16 protein-coding genes are annotated in these 15,373 nt (G+C 38.9%); 10 read left to right on the top strand and 6 right to left on the bottom strand.

Annotated elements, in window-relative coordinates; genetic code table 11:
* The first annotated feature begins 1 nt into the window (after window position 1).
* The 3 genes from infC (at window position 2) to rplT (ending at window position 1,218) form a co-directional block, all read left to right on the top strand.
* Window positions 2-571, top strand: a complete 570-nt coding sequence (gene infC / locus AC3ITD_RS08425) for a translation initiation factor IF-3 (RefSeq protein WP_056848841.1) — start codon at window positions 2-4, stop codon at window positions 569-571.
* A 29-nt stretch (window positions 572-600) separates the two neighbouring features.
* Window positions 601-801: a 50S ribosomal protein L35 gene (gene rpmI / locus AC3ITD_RS08420; RefSeq protein WP_010600880.1), complete on the top strand. Its 201-nt coding sequence runs from the start codon at window positions 601-603 to the stop codon at window positions 799-801.
* 72 nt (window positions 802-873) lie between these two features.
* A complete protein-coding gene (gene rplT / locus AC3ITD_RS08415; RefSeq protein ID WP_029285460.1) occupies window positions 874-1,218 on the top strand; it encodes a 50S ribosomal protein L20 in 345 nt (114 codons plus the stop codon).
* A 62-nt stretch (window positions 1,219-1,280) separates the two neighbouring features.
* Here the strand turns inward: rplT and AC3ITD_RS08410 are convergent, their stop codons facing one another.
* The 5 genes from AC3ITD_RS08410 to AC3ITD_RS08390 form a co-directional block, all read right to left on the bottom strand.
* Window positions 1,281-3,188 carry a DUF294 nucleotidyltransferase-like domain-containing protein gene (locus tag AC3ITD_RS08410; RefSeq protein WP_489365648.1) on the bottom strand — a complete coding sequence of 636 codons (1,908 nt, stop codon included), beginning with the start codon at window positions 3,186-3,188 and terminating at the stop codon, window positions 1,281-1,283.
* 3 nt (window positions 3,189-3,191) lie between these two features.
* Window positions 3,192-3,863 carry a 3'-5' exonuclease gene (locus tag AC3ITD_RS08405; RefSeq protein ID WP_489365646.1) on the bottom strand — a complete coding sequence of 224 codons (672 nt, stop codon included), beginning with the start codon at window positions 3,861-3,863 and terminating at the stop codon, window positions 3,192-3,194.
* Between the two features lie 195 nt (window positions 3,864-4,058).
* Window positions 4,059-4,790 carry an MIP/aquaporin family protein gene (locus AC3ITD_RS08400; RefSeq protein ID WP_489365644.1) on the bottom strand — a complete coding sequence of 244 codons (732 nt, stop codon included), beginning with the start codon at window positions 4,788-4,790 and terminating at the stop codon, window positions 4,059-4,061.
* Window positions 4,791-4,828: 38 nt separating this feature from the next.
* Complete coding sequence (gene glpK / locus AC3ITD_RS08395) at window positions 4,829-6,319, bottom strand: glycerol kinase GlpK (RefSeq protein WP_489365642.1); 1,491 nt, start codon at window positions 6,317-6,319, stop codon at window positions 4,829-4,831.
* Window positions 6,320-6,341: 22 nt separating this feature from the next.
* Complete coding sequence (locus tag AC3ITD_RS08390) at window positions 6,342-7,934, bottom strand: glycerol-3-phosphate dehydrogenase/oxidase (RefSeq protein ID WP_489365640.1); 1,593 nt, start codon at window positions 7,932-7,934, stop codon at window positions 6,342-6,344.
* Between the two features lie 158 nt (window positions 7,935-8,092).
* On the opposite strand from AC3ITD_RS08390, the gene AC3ITD_RS08385 reads away from it, so the two are divergent.
* The 7 genes from AC3ITD_RS08385 (at window position 8,093) to AC3ITD_RS08355 (ending at window position 13,551) form a co-directional block, all read left to right on the top strand.
* Window positions 8,093-8,857 (top strand): DeoR/GlpR family DNA-binding transcription regulator, encoded by a 765-nt coding sequence (locus tag AC3ITD_RS08385; RefSeq protein ID WP_265798668.1) that lies wholly within the window; start codon window positions 8,093-8,095, stop codon window positions 8,855-8,857.
* Between the two features lie 39 nt (window positions 8,858-8,896).
* Entirely contained in the window at window positions 8,897-9,289 is a 393-nt protein-coding gene (locus tag AC3ITD_RS08380; RefSeq protein ID WP_056848848.1) for a response regulator transcription factor, read from the top strand.
* Between the two features lie 174 nt (window positions 9,290-9,463).
* Window positions 9,464-9,889 carry a helix-turn-helix domain-containing protein gene (locus AC3ITD_RS08375; RefSeq protein WP_489365637.1) on the top strand — a complete coding sequence of 142 codons (426 nt, stop codon included), beginning with the start codon at window positions 9,464-9,466 and terminating at the stop codon, window positions 9,887-9,889.
* Between the two features lie 272 nt (window positions 9,890-10,161).
* Window positions 10,162-11,280 (top strand): Gfo/Idh/MocA family protein, encoded by a 1,119-nt coding sequence (locus tag AC3ITD_RS08370; RefSeq protein WP_265798670.1) that lies wholly within the window; start codon window positions 10,162-10,164, stop codon window positions 11,278-11,280.
* 418 nt (window positions 11,281-11,698) lie between these two features.
* Window positions 11,699-12,454: an SDR family oxidoreductase gene (locus AC3ITD_RS08365; RefSeq protein WP_489365635.1), complete on the top strand. Its 756-nt coding sequence runs from the start codon at window positions 11,699-11,701 to the stop codon at window positions 12,452-12,454.
* 30 nt (window positions 12,455-12,484) lie between these two features.
* On the top strand, window positions 12,485-12,721 hold the full coding sequence (locus AC3ITD_RS08360; protein WP_489365633.1) for a hypothetical protein: 237 nt from the start codon (window positions 12,485-12,487) through the stop codon (window positions 12,719-12,721).
* Entirely contained in the window at window positions 12,676-13,551 is an 876-nt protein-coding gene (locus AC3ITD_RS08355; RefSeq protein ID WP_489365631.1) for a zinc-dependent alcohol dehydrogenase, read from the top strand. The genes AC3ITD_RS08360 and AC3ITD_RS08355 overlap by 46 nt, the downstream gene beginning before the upstream one ends.
* A gap of 52 nt (window positions 13,552-13,603) precedes the next feature.
* Here the strand turns inward: AC3ITD_RS08355 and AC3ITD_RS08350 are convergent, their stop codons facing one another.
* On the bottom strand, window positions 13,604-15,346 hold the full coding sequence (locus AC3ITD_RS08350; protein WP_489365629.1) for a hypothetical protein: 1,743 nt from the start codon (window positions 15,344-15,346) through the stop codon (window positions 13,604-13,606).
* Between the last annotated feature and the right edge of the window lie 27 nt (window positions 15,347-15,373).

The raw sequence follows: 15,373 nt of genomic DNA, 5'->3' as shown, positions 1-15,373 counted from the left end.
TTTGGCATTAGGAAGACCAGGATTTAACAGGGGACCACGTCCACCTTTTAAGAAAAAAGAAGCAGAACATAACATTAATCAGTACATTAAATCGCCTGAAGTGCGTTTGGCTGGCGATAATGTTGAACCGGGGATTTATCCTTTGGCAAAAGCTTTGGCACTTGCTGATGAACTTGAATTGGATTTGGTAGAGATATCTCCAAATGCGGTGCCTCCAGTTTGTAGAATTATTGATTACAGTAAGTTCGTTTACGAACAAAAGAAAAAGCAAAAGGAAATTAAAGCCAATGCTAAACAAACTGTAATTAAGGAGATTCGTTTCGGTCCTAATACGAACGATCACGATTTTCAATTTAAACTTAAACATGCAGTAAGCTTTTTAGAGAACGGTGAAAAAGTTAGGGCTTATGTGCATTTTAAAGGTAGAGCAATTGTTTACAAAGAACAGGGTGAAATTTTATTGTTAAAGTTTGCCCAGGCTTTGGAAGATGTAGGAAAAGTAGAGTTATTACCTAAGTTAGAAGGTAAACGTATGTTCCTTACAGTTGCGCCTAAAGTAGTAAAAAAATAAAAATAGGTTTATAAATTAAAAAACAGGTTATGCCAAAAATGAAAACCAATTCCAGTGCTAAAAAGCGTTTTTCGCTTACTGGAACAGGTAAGATCAAAAGAAACAAAGCATACAAAAGTCACATCTTAACAAAGATGAGTACTAAACGTAAACGTGCTCTTGGAAATGCAGGAATTGTAACAGATGCAGATTCAGGTAACGTTAAACGTATGCTTTGTATCGGAAAGTAATTTATTAATTCACCAGGTATCAGGCATTAAAGATTCTTAAATGAACGCCGCTTACCAAAAAACAACAACAACATGCCACGTTCGGTAAACGCAGTAGCTTCGAGAAGAAGACGGAAAAAAGTCCTTAATATGGCCAAAGGCTATTGGGGCGCAAGAAGTAAAGTTTTTACGGTTGCTAAAAACACAGTAGAAAAAGGTTTGCAATATGCATACCGTGACCGTAAAGTTAAGAAAAGAGAATTCCGCGGATTATGGATCCAACGTATTAATGCAGGTGCTCGTCAGCACGGTATTTCTTACTCTCAATTAATCGGTAAACTTGCTTCAAAAGAAATCGGTTTAAACCGTAAAGTATTGGCAGATTTAGCAATGAATCACCCAGAAGCTTTCAAAGCTGTAATTGATGCAGTAAAATAGAAATTCTCGCTTAGGCGTTAATGATATTAAAAAAAGGGAACCAGTTTGGTTCCCTTTTTTATTTAGATGAGGCTGTTGGTAAACTTCATTTTTATTCCGCTTTGAAAATTTAAGATGGTCTTAAATATTTCGATTAAAGTAACTTTTTCAATTTTTGTTAAATTATTAATTTCAATGAGGTTATTTGGCGACCTGTTTTCTTTGATAATTTGGTTCGCCTGGTTTTTTAGCCGCAAACCCATCAAGTAATAATAAGACTGTGTCAACTCATTGAATTGGCTTTGGCTAAAAACGCCTAAGTCTTTCAAAGCCCTCAGGCGTTCACCTGTGTTTTCCTTTTGGAAAATTCTATTTTGAAGCGCATAAACTCTTACCAAATCCACAATCGGTGTCATAGCCGTTTTAATGTCGAATACCTCTCTACTCTCTATCTTCTGTGTTTTTATATTTCTGAAATAGGTTAAAGGCGGTTCGTAAAGCAGCGCATTCTTGGCTAGGTAAACATAAAATTTTTCAATGGGTTTCTTCAACTCGTCGTCAACAAAATAACGTAGATCATCCATAATTTCAGCGTCGCCATATATTGCCCGGCAATCGAAAAAAGCCGCGAACTTAACCGCTGCTTCCGGTAATGCTTCTTCTATCCAGTTTTTATAATTATATTTCCAATGTGATAAGGAATGCGTCCAATTGGGATTTGTAGCCATGTAATCGCCATCGCAATACACAAAACCTACATAATTTAATTTATCCGAAACCTGAGTGGCAAAATCGAGGAAATAGCTCCTAACCATTGCTCTTTGATCTTCAGGAGTGTCTTCGTAAATAATAGCATTGTCCTGATCTGTTTTTAACGAAAGTTCCTTTCTTCCCTCACTTCCAAGTACCATAAATACAAATTTGGCAGGCGGTGGACCAAGTTTACGGATCACATCTTCTATAATTTTATTCGAAATCGTGTCGGCAATGGTGGTAACCACTTCATTCACAATTTCGGCATGCACCCCACGGTCGAGTAGTTGCGCTACTATGGAAGGTACTTTTTGCCATTTTGCTTTCAACTCTTCATTGCTTGTGGCGCTCTTCACCGATTGTATAAATACTAAAGGAGATTTTGTTTGCTCACTCAACAGCCTGTTTCTGCTCAGAAAACCGATGAATTTACCCTCATCTTCTATCAGTAGATACCGCGACTTACTGCTAAACATCAGTAATATGGCTTCATAAACATAGGCGTTGGTGGAGATGCTGATGATTTTATCATCCATAACATTGCTGATCTGCAGCTTCGGATCTATTAAACCAGCAATTACCCGATCCCGGAGTGTAATATCTGTTACGAAACCTACATATTGCTCCTGCTCATCTCTTACAAAGAGGCAGCTGGTTTTATTCTCCGCCATTTTAATTGCAGCTTCGAAAATTGGGGTATTTTTATTACAATAGATGATTTGCCTGTAGCCAATGCTTCTTATTTTCGAAGAATAAAGTTGATCAACAACTAAATAATTATCTTCAAGTGATCCGTTGGTCTTGTAAAAATGAGCGTATTCATCATCAAGCATTCTCTTGCCAAAATCATTTGCAAAAAAGTCGAAGAACTCCTCATATTCGGCACAAATTGCTTTGAAAATTTTTCTTGGTAATAAAAGAGCCTTCGTACCCGCCTGTGCCACAACTGTTTTAATAGGCTTCCTTTTATTGAACAAGATTGAAATTCCCCCACAGGTAGTTCCTGGTCCATATATTTCTACCTTGCGTCTTGCTTGCTGACTATCTAAGAAAAAAGTTTCAAAACTTCCTTCTATGATAATATGAACTCCCTTAACCTTATGGCTTCCCTCATCGAATAGCCTGGTGTTTTCAGGGAAGTCGACTTCTTCAACCAGATTAGCTAATTCTTCTAAAACTTGATCGGGCAGCACACTGTAGGGAAGGGTAGCGGCCAGAAAATCAATTTTTTCTTTCATGAATTATAACGGGAATAGGCGATTGATAAAATTACGGGATTTTTCAGTTTTTTGTTCGTTTGCTTTTAACAAATTATCAGATTGTTTTCTTATCGCATCATGATCAACCATTCCGGTTTTCAGGAGATGAAAAAATATTTTTGATGTATTTAATGTATCTGCCAGTGCGTTATGGTAATCCTCAGGTGCCTCATCAAACAGCTCTTCGTAAAACTCATTCAATTTAAGCAGTTCTACAGAAGGGTTTCTAACATAAGGCCTGCTTGCACTCATGGTACAAAAGAAATCGATACCATTAAAGATATCATTTAATCCCAGGCGGGAGAACTCCACATTAATCATATGGAAATCGAACTCAATAAAGTGACCAATTACCAAGGGTTTATATTGGTCAATATCTTTTTTAAATTCCATCATTACTTCTAATCCTGAAGCGCCGTTAGCCTCTAAAAAATCATGAGTAATGTGATGGATTTTCTGCGAAGCTACATCTAAAGCAATGTCGGAATTTTTAATGTAATGGTTTTTCCTCTGAATTTCGATATAATGTTCATCGTAAATGATCCAGGCGATTTGGATGATATGTGGCCAGTTATTCTCCTGAGTATAGGAAGCTTTCCAGTTTCTGGGCAGGCCTGAAGTTTCGGTATCAACAACGAGAAAATAATTTTGCACAGGCTTATACTTGATTAGTTCGATACCAAATATAGGAATTTATCCTAAGCCTAAATCCTGTCTTGAAGCCACGTTGTAGCCAGAAACCAATAAAATCGGTGAATCTAATTTCAATAAGCGAAAATTTAATTGAACTATTATTACCTCAACTTATTAAGAAAAAATCTTCACCGCTTTTACAGTGAAGATTCTATTTTATAAGTTTAGAGATAAATAAAGCAAAGCAGCTAAAGTTGCTCCAATGATTGGACCGGCAATTGGAACCCAGCTGTAGGCCCAGTCGCTTGTACCTTTTCCTTTCATGGGGATGAGCGCATGAACGATCCGGGGACCTAAATCTCTAACGGGGTTAATTGCATAACCCGTTGTACCTCCGAGTGCAAGGCCAATTACCCAAACTAAAAATGCAACTGGAATTGCACCTAACGAACCTAAGCCAATGGGTGTTTTATCACTGCCCATCTCGGCATTTGTAAAGTAGAAAATCACGAAAATGAGAACAAATGTTCCTATGATTTCTGAGAATAAATTTGATTTTAGATTCCTTATAGCAGGCGCTGTTGCGAATGGGGCAGCTTTTAATCCCTTATCTTCGGTAGCATCAAAATGATCTTTATACATTATCCAGACTAAAAAAGAGCCAACAATAGCACCACAAAGCTGGGCTAAAATATAATATGGAACTTTAACCCAATTAAATTTTTGTGCAATGGCTAAGGCGATGGTTACCGCTGGATTTAAATGTGCCCCGCTGAAGGGCGCCGCGATAACTACCCCTACAAATACAGCCAATGCCCAGGCTGTGGTAATTACAATCCAACCGCTGTTATTTCCTTTTGTGCCATTGAGTACAACATTTGCCACTACGCCATTTCCAAGTAGAATCAGCAACGCTGTGCCAATAAATTCTGCAACAAATTCTGTCATGATGAATATTTGGTTAAATATTTTTGATACGATTAAAATTAGTCAACGGCACTTGCTTTCGCTGCTTTTATTGCTCTGTTCCATCCCTTAATCCGAGCCGCGTTGTCAACCCCATCTTCGGCAACAAAAGTTCTATCTACTTTCCATTGAGATCGAATCTGATCTACACTATCCCAAAAACCTGTAGCTAAACCAGCTAAATAAGCTGCACCTAATGCGGTAACCTCTGTAACCTGAGGCCTTATCACTTTACAATTTAGTAAATCGGCCTGAAACTGCATCAATAAATTATTCGCTGTGGCGCCACCATCTACACGAAGTTCGGCGATATTTACACCTGCATCCGCTTCCATTGCCTTGAGTACATCCATAGTTTGATAAGCAATACTCTCTAACGCGGCTCTTGCAATATGCGATTTATTGGTGCCTCGGGTGAGACCTGTTATTGTTCCTCTGGCATGTTGATCCCAATGTGGTGCCCCTAAACCCGCAAATGCAGGCACTACGTAAACACCATCAGTATCTTTTACTTTTTGGGCAAGCGTCTCTACATCGGCAGATTTAGAGATTAGTCCCATTTCATCTCTGAGCCACTGTACAACTGCACCGCCAATAAAAATACTGCCTTCTAACGCATAATGCACCTCATCATTGATCTTCCAGGCGATGGTAGTTAACAGATTATTTGAAGAGAGTTTGGCCTCGGTACCAATGTTCATGAGCATGAAACATCCTGTGCCATAAGTGTTTTTCACCATCCCGATTTCGGTACACATTTGTCCGAATAAGGCCGACTGCTGATCGCCGGCAATACCTGCGATGGGTATTTTAGCGGCAAGAATTCTTCCGGCCGTTTCACCATACACTTTGCTTGATGATTTTACTTCTGGCAACATGCTTTTGGGAATACCGAATAAGTTAAGCAGTTCATCATCCCAAGCTAGAGTATGGATATTGTAAATCATCGTTCTGGAAGCATTGGTGACATCAGTTACATGTTTTTCTCCTGCTGTCAACTTCCATATAAGCCAGGAATCAATTGTACCGAACGCTAATTTTCCCGCTTCAGCTTTTTCTTTAGCCCCCTTAACGTTCTCTAAAATCCATTTTGCTTTGGTGGCTGAAAAGTATGAATCGATAATTAAGCCTGTCTTTTCTTGTATCTTTTCGGACAAGCCTTGTGCTTTAATTTCATCACAGTAAGTGGAAGTTCTTCTGTCTTGCCAAACAATAGCATTATATATAGGCTGCCCGGTTTCCCGATCCCAGACAACAGTTGTTTCTCTCTGGTTGGTAATTCCGATTGAATCGATATCGGTTGCCGATAATCCAGCTTTTACGATTACCTCAGCTGCTACCGATAGCTGGGTCGACCAGATTTCCAATGGATCATGTTCTACCCATCCAGCCTGGGGATATATTTGTGTAAATTCGCGTTGGGCTATGGCAACAATTTCGCCATTATGATTAAAAATGATCGCTCTTGAACTTGTGGTTCCTTGATCAAGAGACATGATAAACTTGCTCATAATTATATTTGGTTAGGTTTTATTAGGTTAAGGCTTTCTCAATTTGCGTTGAGTCAATGTAGTAAATATAGCCGTCGGCTAATTTATTAAAATTATCTACTTGATCATTTTCCCAACTAATTTGTTGCTTAAATTCTTTAGCTAGGAGTGAGGCTACTTTTGGTGCCATCTCTTTAGCCGCGTTTGCATCAATAAACAGTATTCGTAATCTTCTGCTTAGAATATCCTCAACGGTTTCTGCCATTTCATTTCTGGCCGACCAAACCACTTCTGCAAGTAGGTACGGAAAATTTGGGTGAAGTTTGTGATTTAATTCTGGATCTTGTTGCGCTAAATTTTCGATATTCTGACGATCGGAACCATAAATATCCAAATGGTGATCCCCAGCTATTTCAGCACTGCCATGAATTTTTAACTCTTTGGTAATGCATGGTTTTGCGTTTAAGCCAGCATGAGTAATGGCTAAATCAACCGTTTCTTCTGCCATGCGGCGGTAAGTGGTCCACTTGCCGCCGGTAATAGTAATTAATCCTTTGGCAGATACCATTAATTTATGATCTCGACTGATCTCTTTTGTGCTATTTCCATCCCCATTTGTTGGTGCAGCTAGAGGCCGTAAGCCAGAGAAAACACTTAAAATGTCTTTTTCCAAAGGTTTTCTGTTGAAATAGGTGGCTGCTGTGGCCATTATAAAGTCTACTTCTTCTTTTAATGCCCTTGGTTCTAAACTGTGCTCATCCAAGGGTGTGTCGGTTGTGCCAACCAATAAATGTTGGTGCCATGGAACAGCGAAAAGAACCCTGCCGTCTGACGTTTTTGGTATCATCAATGCTGATTCGCTATCTAAAAAGCTTTTATCCAATACCACGTGAACACCTTGACTAGGGCGCACCAATTTTTTAGATTGAGGATTATTCATCTGCAATATATCATCAACAAATACTCCCGTAGCATTTATAATAACTTTCGCATATTGTTTCGATGTTTTGCCAGTGATTGTATCTTTAATTTCGATACCGTTCACTTCATTGTCGGTATTTTTTAAGAAGGCAATAACTTTCGTATAGTTACATAATGTAGCGCCATTTTCAATGGCTGTTTGCGCAATGTTAATGGCTAGGCGGGCATCATCAAATTTGCCATCATAGTATCTGATACTGCCTTTTAAACCCTTTTCTTTAATGCCGGGCATCAAAGCTAAAGTTTGACTTTTACTAAAGAATTTTGATTTTCCAAAACTGAACTTTCCAGCAAGCCAATCGTAAAGGGTTAGTCCTGTTAAGTATTTCGCTACAGAAAACCAATCGTAACAAGGAATTAAAAATTCTTCTTTGTTAACCAAATGATTGGCGTTTTTTTGTAAATAACCTCGTTCGCGTAACGCATGTTTCACCAATCCAATATCACCCTGGGCCAGATACCTTACACCACCATGTACGAGTTTAGTGCTGCGACTAGATGTGCCTTTAGCATAGTCTGATTGTTCGACTAATAAAGTTTTTAACCCCCTGGTGGTCGCATCTAATGCTGTGCCTAATCCAGTTGCACCACCACCAATAATGATGATATCCCAAGTATAATTATTTGGTAAAAGATGATGATGGAGTCTTTCCATTTATGTCTAAAAAATAATAAAACGAAACAATACGCAATTATAAGTAATCATTATAGAAATAATATAATATCCATGTTAAAAAAATATTAATTATCTGACCGAATCAGATATGAGAATTTTATTTGCTAATTTGCAGCATAAATAAATGATTAGATTTTATGATGAATTTAGCTGAAAGGCACCAATTTATTTTGAATCGCCTGCAGAGAGACCAATATATTAATGTGGTGGATTTATGTAAGGAGTTGAAAGTATCATCTGTAACAATTAGAAAGGATTTAAAACTCCTTGAGGATAAAACGCTACTTTTTCGAACCCACGGGGGGGCGACAATAAATAATCCATATACAGTAGATCGGCCAGTAAACGAAAAAGAGAAAATACAGTCGACTGAAAAGAATAAAATTGGGTTAGCGGCTGTTTCACTATTAAATGAGAACGATTCTATTGTAATCGCCTCTGGCACTACTGTATTCTACTTCGCCAAAAATATTCCTTCAGGTACAAACTTAACGGTTGTCACTTCTGCACTAAACGTAGCTTTAGAATTAATGAGAGAACCTAGTATTGAGGTGATTCAGCTGGGCGGTTTGCTAAGGAAAAGTTCATCATCTGTTATGGGATCCTACGCTGAGCAGGTTTTAGGCGATTTTTATTTTAATAAGTTATTTTTAGGGGTAGATGGCATTGATTTAGATTTCGGTTTAACCACTACGAATGCTATGGAAGCGCACCTGAATCGCAAAATGATTAGCGCATCGCAAAAAACAATTGTATTAGCAGATTCAACTAAATTTGGGAAAAGAGGTTTTGGAAAGATTTGTGGCTTAGACGAAATTGATCATATTATCACTGATAAAGGAATTTCTGAGCAAATTGTAAAACATTTAGAAAGTTTAGGTGTTACTGTTACTATTGTATAGTTTATACTTACGAACGAACCAAAACGATATAATTTGAATATGGAAACTAAACGAATACACATTTTAGAAGACGATCAAGAAATAAGAAATGTAATTGAAATCTTATTAAAGGAAGAAGGTTTTGAATTACAATTATCATCAACCTTTGCCGAATTAAAAAAGAATATCCAGGATGCTATGCCTGATCTTTTTCTGTTAGACGTGATGCTACCAGATGGAAATGGTGCAGAAATTTGCGAAGATTTAAAGACTGATATTTTTACGAAACATATTCCGATAATTGTAATGTCTGCACAAAACAATAGCGAACAAAAAGCTATTGCTGCTTTTGCAAATGATTACATCAGTAAACCATTTGATATTGATGACGTTTTAGAGCGTATTAATAAACAATTGAAAATTAGTTCGGAGAAAAGCGCTAGTAAAGCATAATTATTAGGGCATTTGAAACATAAAGAGAGGCATTGCCTCTTTTTTTTTACACTAATTTTCAACTTTTGTAAGTTTATTTTTTTGAGTTACCCGAAATTTGATTAATTTGCTTGCTCTGAATCGTCCTGATTGTTAATCTAGTTTAAGTATTTTTTAAAATTTAAATTAACAGCAATGAGTGTCGACTTTGGTCAGGTTCTTGAGCGTGTAGTACGCCGAGATAGTATGGGAATTAGTGAGCTTTCCCGAAAGTTAAACGTAAGTAGAAGAACCATTTACAATTGGTTCGATCAGAAAAGTCTAAATCTAGAAATTCTATTGAAGGTTGGCCATGTAATAGGTCACGATTTTTCTAAAGAGTTACCCGAAGCTTTTTCGAACAGCAGTTATATAACTCACAATACTTACAATCATCCAAATCAAAATAATTCTACCAATGGCGATAGTAAGTCCGTTTACTTCTGGATGGATAAGTACATTAAGCTATTGGAAAAATACAACGAACTTCTTGGTCAACTGTCGGATGAGAAAAAGGGTACAGAAACTAGTCAGGATCGCTTAATTTCACGTGATTTTAAGTCGTCTACTATTCTTTCCTAGCTAACAATCATTAGTATTGAAGGGAACAATTTATCTTTTTCATTGTCGTGGAAACTAGAAAATCGAAAACCCTCGCGAAATTCATAAGGTTTTAATTGTAACATCCAATTGATTTAACCTATTTATTGTCTGCAGAGGAAATTCATCGCAAAACTAAACGTAAAAAATTTTTGTTAGGTTTTAGAGTGTTAATCAGCTCTTTGCCAAAAGGTATTGATCATTAAGATATTTCATTACTTAGTATAGGAACAGTTTCTAGACCCTCAATGAATATGAATACAAGAAGAGATTTTTTACAAAAAATGGGGACATCTGCACTGATGCTGCAATTGAGTTCATTATCAACATTTGCGAACTATTCCGAAAAGAAAGATCAGCCTTATCAAGGGAAAGTGCTCAGAGTTGCTATTATGGGTTTAGGCGGGTACGGAACCCGTGTTGCGGAAGCAATGAAAGCCTGTACTAAGGCAAAACTTGTGGGGGTGATTAGTGGTACGCCATCCAAAATTAACGATTGGCAACTGAAGTACAATATTCCAACGCAGAATTGCTACAACTATGAGAATTTCGACGAGGTAAAAAACAATCCTGATATAGATGCGATTTATGTCATAACGCCGAATGCACTTCATCACGATCAAGTTATCCGTGTGGCCAAAGCTGGAAAACACGCCATTTGCGAAAAACCAATGGCCATGAATGCCAAACAGGCGCAAGAAATGGTTGCTGCTTGCAAAAAAGCAAATGTGAAATTACTTGTGGGTTATAGAATGCACTTTGAACCGCGGACGCTGGAAGTGATTCGAATGAGGAAAGCTGGCGAATTTGGAAAAGTTATGTTTTTTCAGGGGCAATGCGGCTTTAAAGCGGGCGACCCAAACCAGTGGCGATTAAATAAAGCACTGGCTGGTGGCGGAGCAGTGATGGACATTGGAATTTATGCGCTTAATGGCGCAAGATATATGGTAGGGGAAGAGCCTGTTTGGGTAACGGCACAGGAAACCAAAACCGATCCGGTGAAATTTAAGGAAGGCGTAGATGAAACCATACAATTCCAATTAGGTTTCCCTAGCGGCGCTATAGCTTCATGCTTGTCTAGTTATAATATCAACCACCTGGATAGATTTTTTTTGAGTGGCGATAAAGGCTTTGCAGAGATGCAGCCATCAACAGGTTACGGTCCGATAAAAGGGCGAACACATCAAGGTGAACTCAACCAACCCATTACGACCCATCAAACAGAACAAATGGATCAAATGGCAGCCATTATTTTCGAAAATAAACAGCCTGTTGTCTCTGTCGATGGTGAGGAGGGTTTGAAAGATCTTAAAATTATTGAGGCGATTTATCAAGCTGCGAAGACCGGAGAAAAAGTCAAACTCCCTGGCTAATGTTTTGGTAATAAAATCCAAGCTTCTTATTTAAAGTTGATAACATTTATTGCTTTACAGCATAGTACTTAGCTTATCATACGTTTCGAATTCTTTAATTTTTCAATTAGGGATTTTTCTTCTATTCATCATTATAATTTTTCTGCCTGGTTGGTACTTCTTGCGCTATTCCATTAGTGCAGCGTATCGATATTTCTTCCACAATCTGCTTCGGCACAATGAATGAGCTAAAATCAAGTATTTATGACCCTTGATAACGGGTATTTACTGTTCAACAAAAAAATAATCTGGCTGGTTATAAAATTATAATCATCGTTCCATCTATATGGAAGATCAGAATTAAACAAATCGGTTTGAATTTGCTCGACGTGTCAATATGGATGTAAGCGGTAACAGGTTTAACTTGAAATAATATACTATGGAAGATTTCAATTCTCATTTTAGCAGTGCCTTTTTAGGCAAGAAAATATTGATAACTGGCGGCAGCACCGGAATCGGAAGAGCATCTGCAATTTTGTTGAGTTCTTTGGGAGCGAAATGTTTAATCTGCGGCAGGAATGATGAACCTTTGCGGGAAACACTAGCAGCCATCAAAAGTAAAAAGTTACCCGATGCAATTGCGGTCGAAGCAGATTTGTCATCAGGAGAAGGCATACGGAAAGTTTTCGATGCTGTGGATTCTGAACTTGGCGGACTGGATATTCTTATCAACAATGCTGCACTCGGTTACGGAAGTATCACGGATGGTGGTTACGAGGATTGGCAATATATTTTAAATACGAATTTGCTAGCCTACATGGCCTGTAGCCAGGAGGCAATAAACCGTTTTAAATCCGCCGGAGCAGGACAAATTATCAATATTGGATCCATGAGTGCCGATGTGCGGGAAGAGAAAAGCAGTGTTTATGTCGCAACAAAAGCTGGGATTCAAGGCTTTTCTGAGGCATTAAGAAAAGAAATTAATCCATTGGGGATTAGACTTTCACTTATCGAACCGGGAGCTGTTGATACTGATATGCAGCCGGCTAGCAAAGAAGAGAAATTGGAACAGATAGAAAAACATGAAATGCTTCCTGCAGATGACATTGCTTGGGCTATCGCATTTTGTATTGCCCAACCACCTGCTTCGGATGTTGTGAACCTAAAAATCCGCCCACATTTGCAGCTTATTTAATGTTTTTTATATAACGTTTAATGATATCGAATGAGCATTAAAATGAAAGCAGCCTTAAAAGAGGCGGACGGAACGTTCAAGATTGAACAAGTAGACAGGGTTAAAATTCCAGCCGACGACTGGGTTTTGGCCCGCATTAAAGTTTCGGGTATCTGTGGAACAGATTTACGGCACTGGAAAAACATGAGCCAGATCTCGAATGTAAAATTATGGGACATGAAATGTCTGCAGTTGTTGTGGAAACCGGACCGGCAGTTCGAAATGTGAAGCCGGGCGATAGGGTGGTGGTAGAAACCTTGCTAGGTGATGGCACCTGCGACTGGTGCCGGGTTCAGCAATATAACCTTTGTCCAAATTTGTATAAGGTAAGGATGGATACCATATCCAGATCTTTTGCTGAATACGTTGTTGGCCCCTCTACCAAATTCCATATTCTTCCCGATAACGTGAGCGATGAAGAAGCTGCTTTGTTGGATACATTTTCCGTTAGCCTGCACGCACAAAAGCTTAGCGGACTGAGAATAAATAATAAAGTTGCGATAATAGGTGCGGGGCCAATAGGGTTGGCCCAACTTCAACTGGCCAAATTATCGGGTGCTGAAGTAATTGTATTCGATATTGTTCAAAGCTCTTTGACTCTGGCTAAATCTTTAGGAGCAGATAGGGTAGTGAATCTCGAAACGGAAGACCCGCAAGTTTGCATGAAACTTTTCAACAATGGAAGAGGAGCAGATTTGACTTTTGAGTGCGCCGGAGGCGAATCGATGACCACCACGCTTCCTTTAGCGGTATCAATCACTCGAATTGGCGGGAAAGTAATTATTGTGGGGGGCTTTGAAAATGGAAATACTGCCATGGAATTGAATTGGCAGGATTTACAAAAATCGGAGATCAGTTTGATCCCAAGCGCCAGTTATGGCTTTTGGGATATTTATCCAGAAATGTCGATTTGTGTGGAACTGCTTGCCAAAGGAAAAATCAATGCAAAGAAAATGATCACTCATACTTATCCATTAGATCAAATAAACGAGGCATTTGAAACTGCTCAGAATAAAAAAGAAACGGGAGCAGTGTTCGTAGCCTTAACGATTTCATAGTTTAACTAAAATCTTAATTTAATACGTTAAAAATATCCTGGTGAAGGCATTTTCACCAGGATATTTTTATTTTCTCATTGCCGGAAACGCTGAATTCGATAGCTTGTTTATCTACTTTCATCGGTTCAACTGCGTTGGAATCATTCCCGATATAGACAGTAAAGTTGTACGTATCTTTTGGTTCCTGAGGTAGAAGAACTATCCGGCAAGATAATCGCTGGTCGCCTTGGGTAGCAAAACTAACGGACTTCCCACGTTTTCGAAAACCGCTTATCGGATAATCGCAGAATATCATAAAGGATTCATCTTTTACTTTGTGGTATTGTTTTTCTATAACGCCAAAAGCAACACCAGCACCATACACCTCCTGACCAACTTCGCCAGATTGTTCCCAGCCATCATGAAGATCTTCAAGCGCAATCCATAAAGAGGGGTCGATTTCGCCGGTTTTGGATTTTTCGACTATCGCATCGGTTTTAAGCATTGTAGGATAATAATATACCACGCGGCCAATGATGTGTTTCACAAACTCCGCAATTAGAAGCCTGATGGAAGGAAGCACTTCCAGATCCTGAATTTGAACAAGATAATCGCACAAAGCAGAATAAACCTCCTGCTCTTCATAGGCTGCTGTATATGGTGCATCTTTTAATGGAAATATGCCAAAAAAGGTAGGGAAGTTTTTGGCGTGCCCGTAATTGCATTCCCATAGTTGCATATTATCAAACAATGCTGCAATGCAAACGTAACTCAGTTCGAGATATGTTTTGTCACCCGTTTCCTTGTAAAGCCTAATCATTGCTCCTGCAGAAAATGCAGTATTGTTCGCCTGGTAAAATACTTCGAAGCTAAGGTTTTTAAGCTTTTCAGCTGCCTGCCTTGCTTCTTCAAAATATTTTTTGTCACCCGTCATTTTCCATAACCTGAGCATCAAATCTGCATAGGTTCCTGGTACGTCTTTTTCGCCGCCTTCACCTTCAGCAGTTTCGGCTTTAATAACTTCTAATGTATCCATCTGATAAAAAACAGGCCACTCATACTTAAAATGTTGTGCCACCTTGATTGCGTAATCAATGGAATCCATGAGAAGGGTTTTTGCAGTATTATTATTACGATCGCTCAACCTCGCCAAATTCATTAGTGGATGATGTAAGTACCAGGAATCCATTACACGAGGCTTCTTTTGTTCCTCTGAGTGGTCGAGGTTGCTCTCCAGAGCCGGCAACCAACGCACAATAGTTTTCATTTTTGGTTCATAAAAAGCTGGCAAACCTGCTATCAGTTCATCAACTAATTTATGGTCGGCCTCACCTTTCCATTCCAGATATTCGAGCATTGGCACTAACACGGCTAACTGAACCATTACCTCTGGTGGCGATTTGTAGTCAGCTACGTAGGCGTTCAGATAGGAGTGGCCGCCCGCAAATGTCCAGCAACCCTTATGATAAACCAGATCCTGGAGGCCCTTGTCGGCGGTATCCAGCCATTTATAATAAGTGGTTTCAGGCCGGGGAAGCTGCAGATAAACATCAGCAAGCTTATCAAGGTATTGAACAGATATGTCAGCAGGTGTTGTGGGAACTTCCTTTGAAAATACAACGAAGCTATCGTTCAGGATATAGGATTTGTTCTTTTTCAGACTGGCATTTGAAGCGGGTAAGGAGAATCCGATTTCCGGCCATTCACCACCAACTGTTTCACCTGCGCTAGATTGTGTACCCTCGCAATAATCATTTAAAGCCGTTAGGTTTTGAAAGTAAAATACTGAACCAGACTCCCCATCGTTGAAGTACATGATGCCTGAACGTATACCTCGTTGCTG

It is taken from the genome of Pedobacter sp. KH_004, assembly GCF_057840755.1.
This window is presented reverse-complemented; position numbering and strand designations above follow the sequence as displayed.

Bases quoted from the DNA above. Each gene is read 5' to 3' on its own strand.
- rpmI (WP_010600880.1), top strand. From the start codon at position 601: ATGCCAAAAATGAAAACCAATTCCAGTGCTAAAAAGCGTTTTTCGCTT.
- rplT (WP_029285460.1), top strand. From the start codon at position 874: ATGCCACGTTCGGTAAACGCAGTAGCTTCGAGAAGAAGACGGAAAAAA.
- AC3ITD_RS08410 (WP_489365648.1), bottom strand. From the start codon at position 3,188: ATGAAAGAAAAAATTGATTTTCTGGCCGCTACCCTTCCCTACAGTGTG.
- AC3ITD_RS08400 (WP_489365644.1), bottom strand. From the start codon at position 4,790: ATGACAGAATTTGTTGCAGAATTTATTGGCACAGCGTTGCTGATTCTA.
- glpK (WP_489365642.1), bottom strand. From the start codon at position 6,319: ATGAGCAAGTTTATCATGTCTCTTGATCAAGGAACCACAAGTTCAAGA.
- AC3ITD_RS08390 (WP_489365640.1), bottom strand. From the start codon at position 7,934: ATGGAAAGACTCCATCATCATCTTTTACCAAATAATTATACTTGGGAT.
- AC3ITD_RS08385 (WP_265798668.1), top strand. From the start codon at position 8,093: ATGATGAATTTAGCTGAAAGGCACCAATTTATTTTGAATCGCCTGCAG.
- AC3ITD_RS08380 (WP_056848848.1), top strand. From the start codon at position 8,897: ATGGAAACTAAACGAATACACATTTTAGAAGACGATCAAGAAATAAGA.
- AC3ITD_RS08375 (WP_489365637.1), top strand. From the start codon at position 9,464: ATGAGTGTCGACTTTGGTCAGGTTCTTGAGCGTGTAGTACGCCGAGAT.
- AC3ITD_RS08370 (WP_265798670.1), top strand. From the start codon at position 10,162: ATGAATACAAGAAGAGATTTTTTACAAAAAATGGGGACATCTGCACTG.
- AC3ITD_RS08365 (WP_489365635.1), top strand. From the start codon at position 11,699: ATGGAAGATTTCAATTCTCATTTTAGCAGTGCCTTTTTAGGCAAGAAA.
- AC3ITD_RS08360 (WP_489365633.1), top strand. From the start codon at position 12,485: ATGAGCATTAAAATGAAAGCAGCCTTAAAAGAGGCGGACGGAACGTTC.
- AC3ITD_RS08355 (WP_489365631.1), top strand. From the start codon at position 12,676: ATGTCTGCAGTTGTTGTGGAAACCGGACCGGCAGTTCGAAATGTGAAG.
- AC3ITD_RS08350 (WP_489365629.1), bottom strand. From the start codon at position 15,346: ATGTACTTCAACGATGGGGAGTCTGGTTCAGTATTTTACTTTCAAAAC.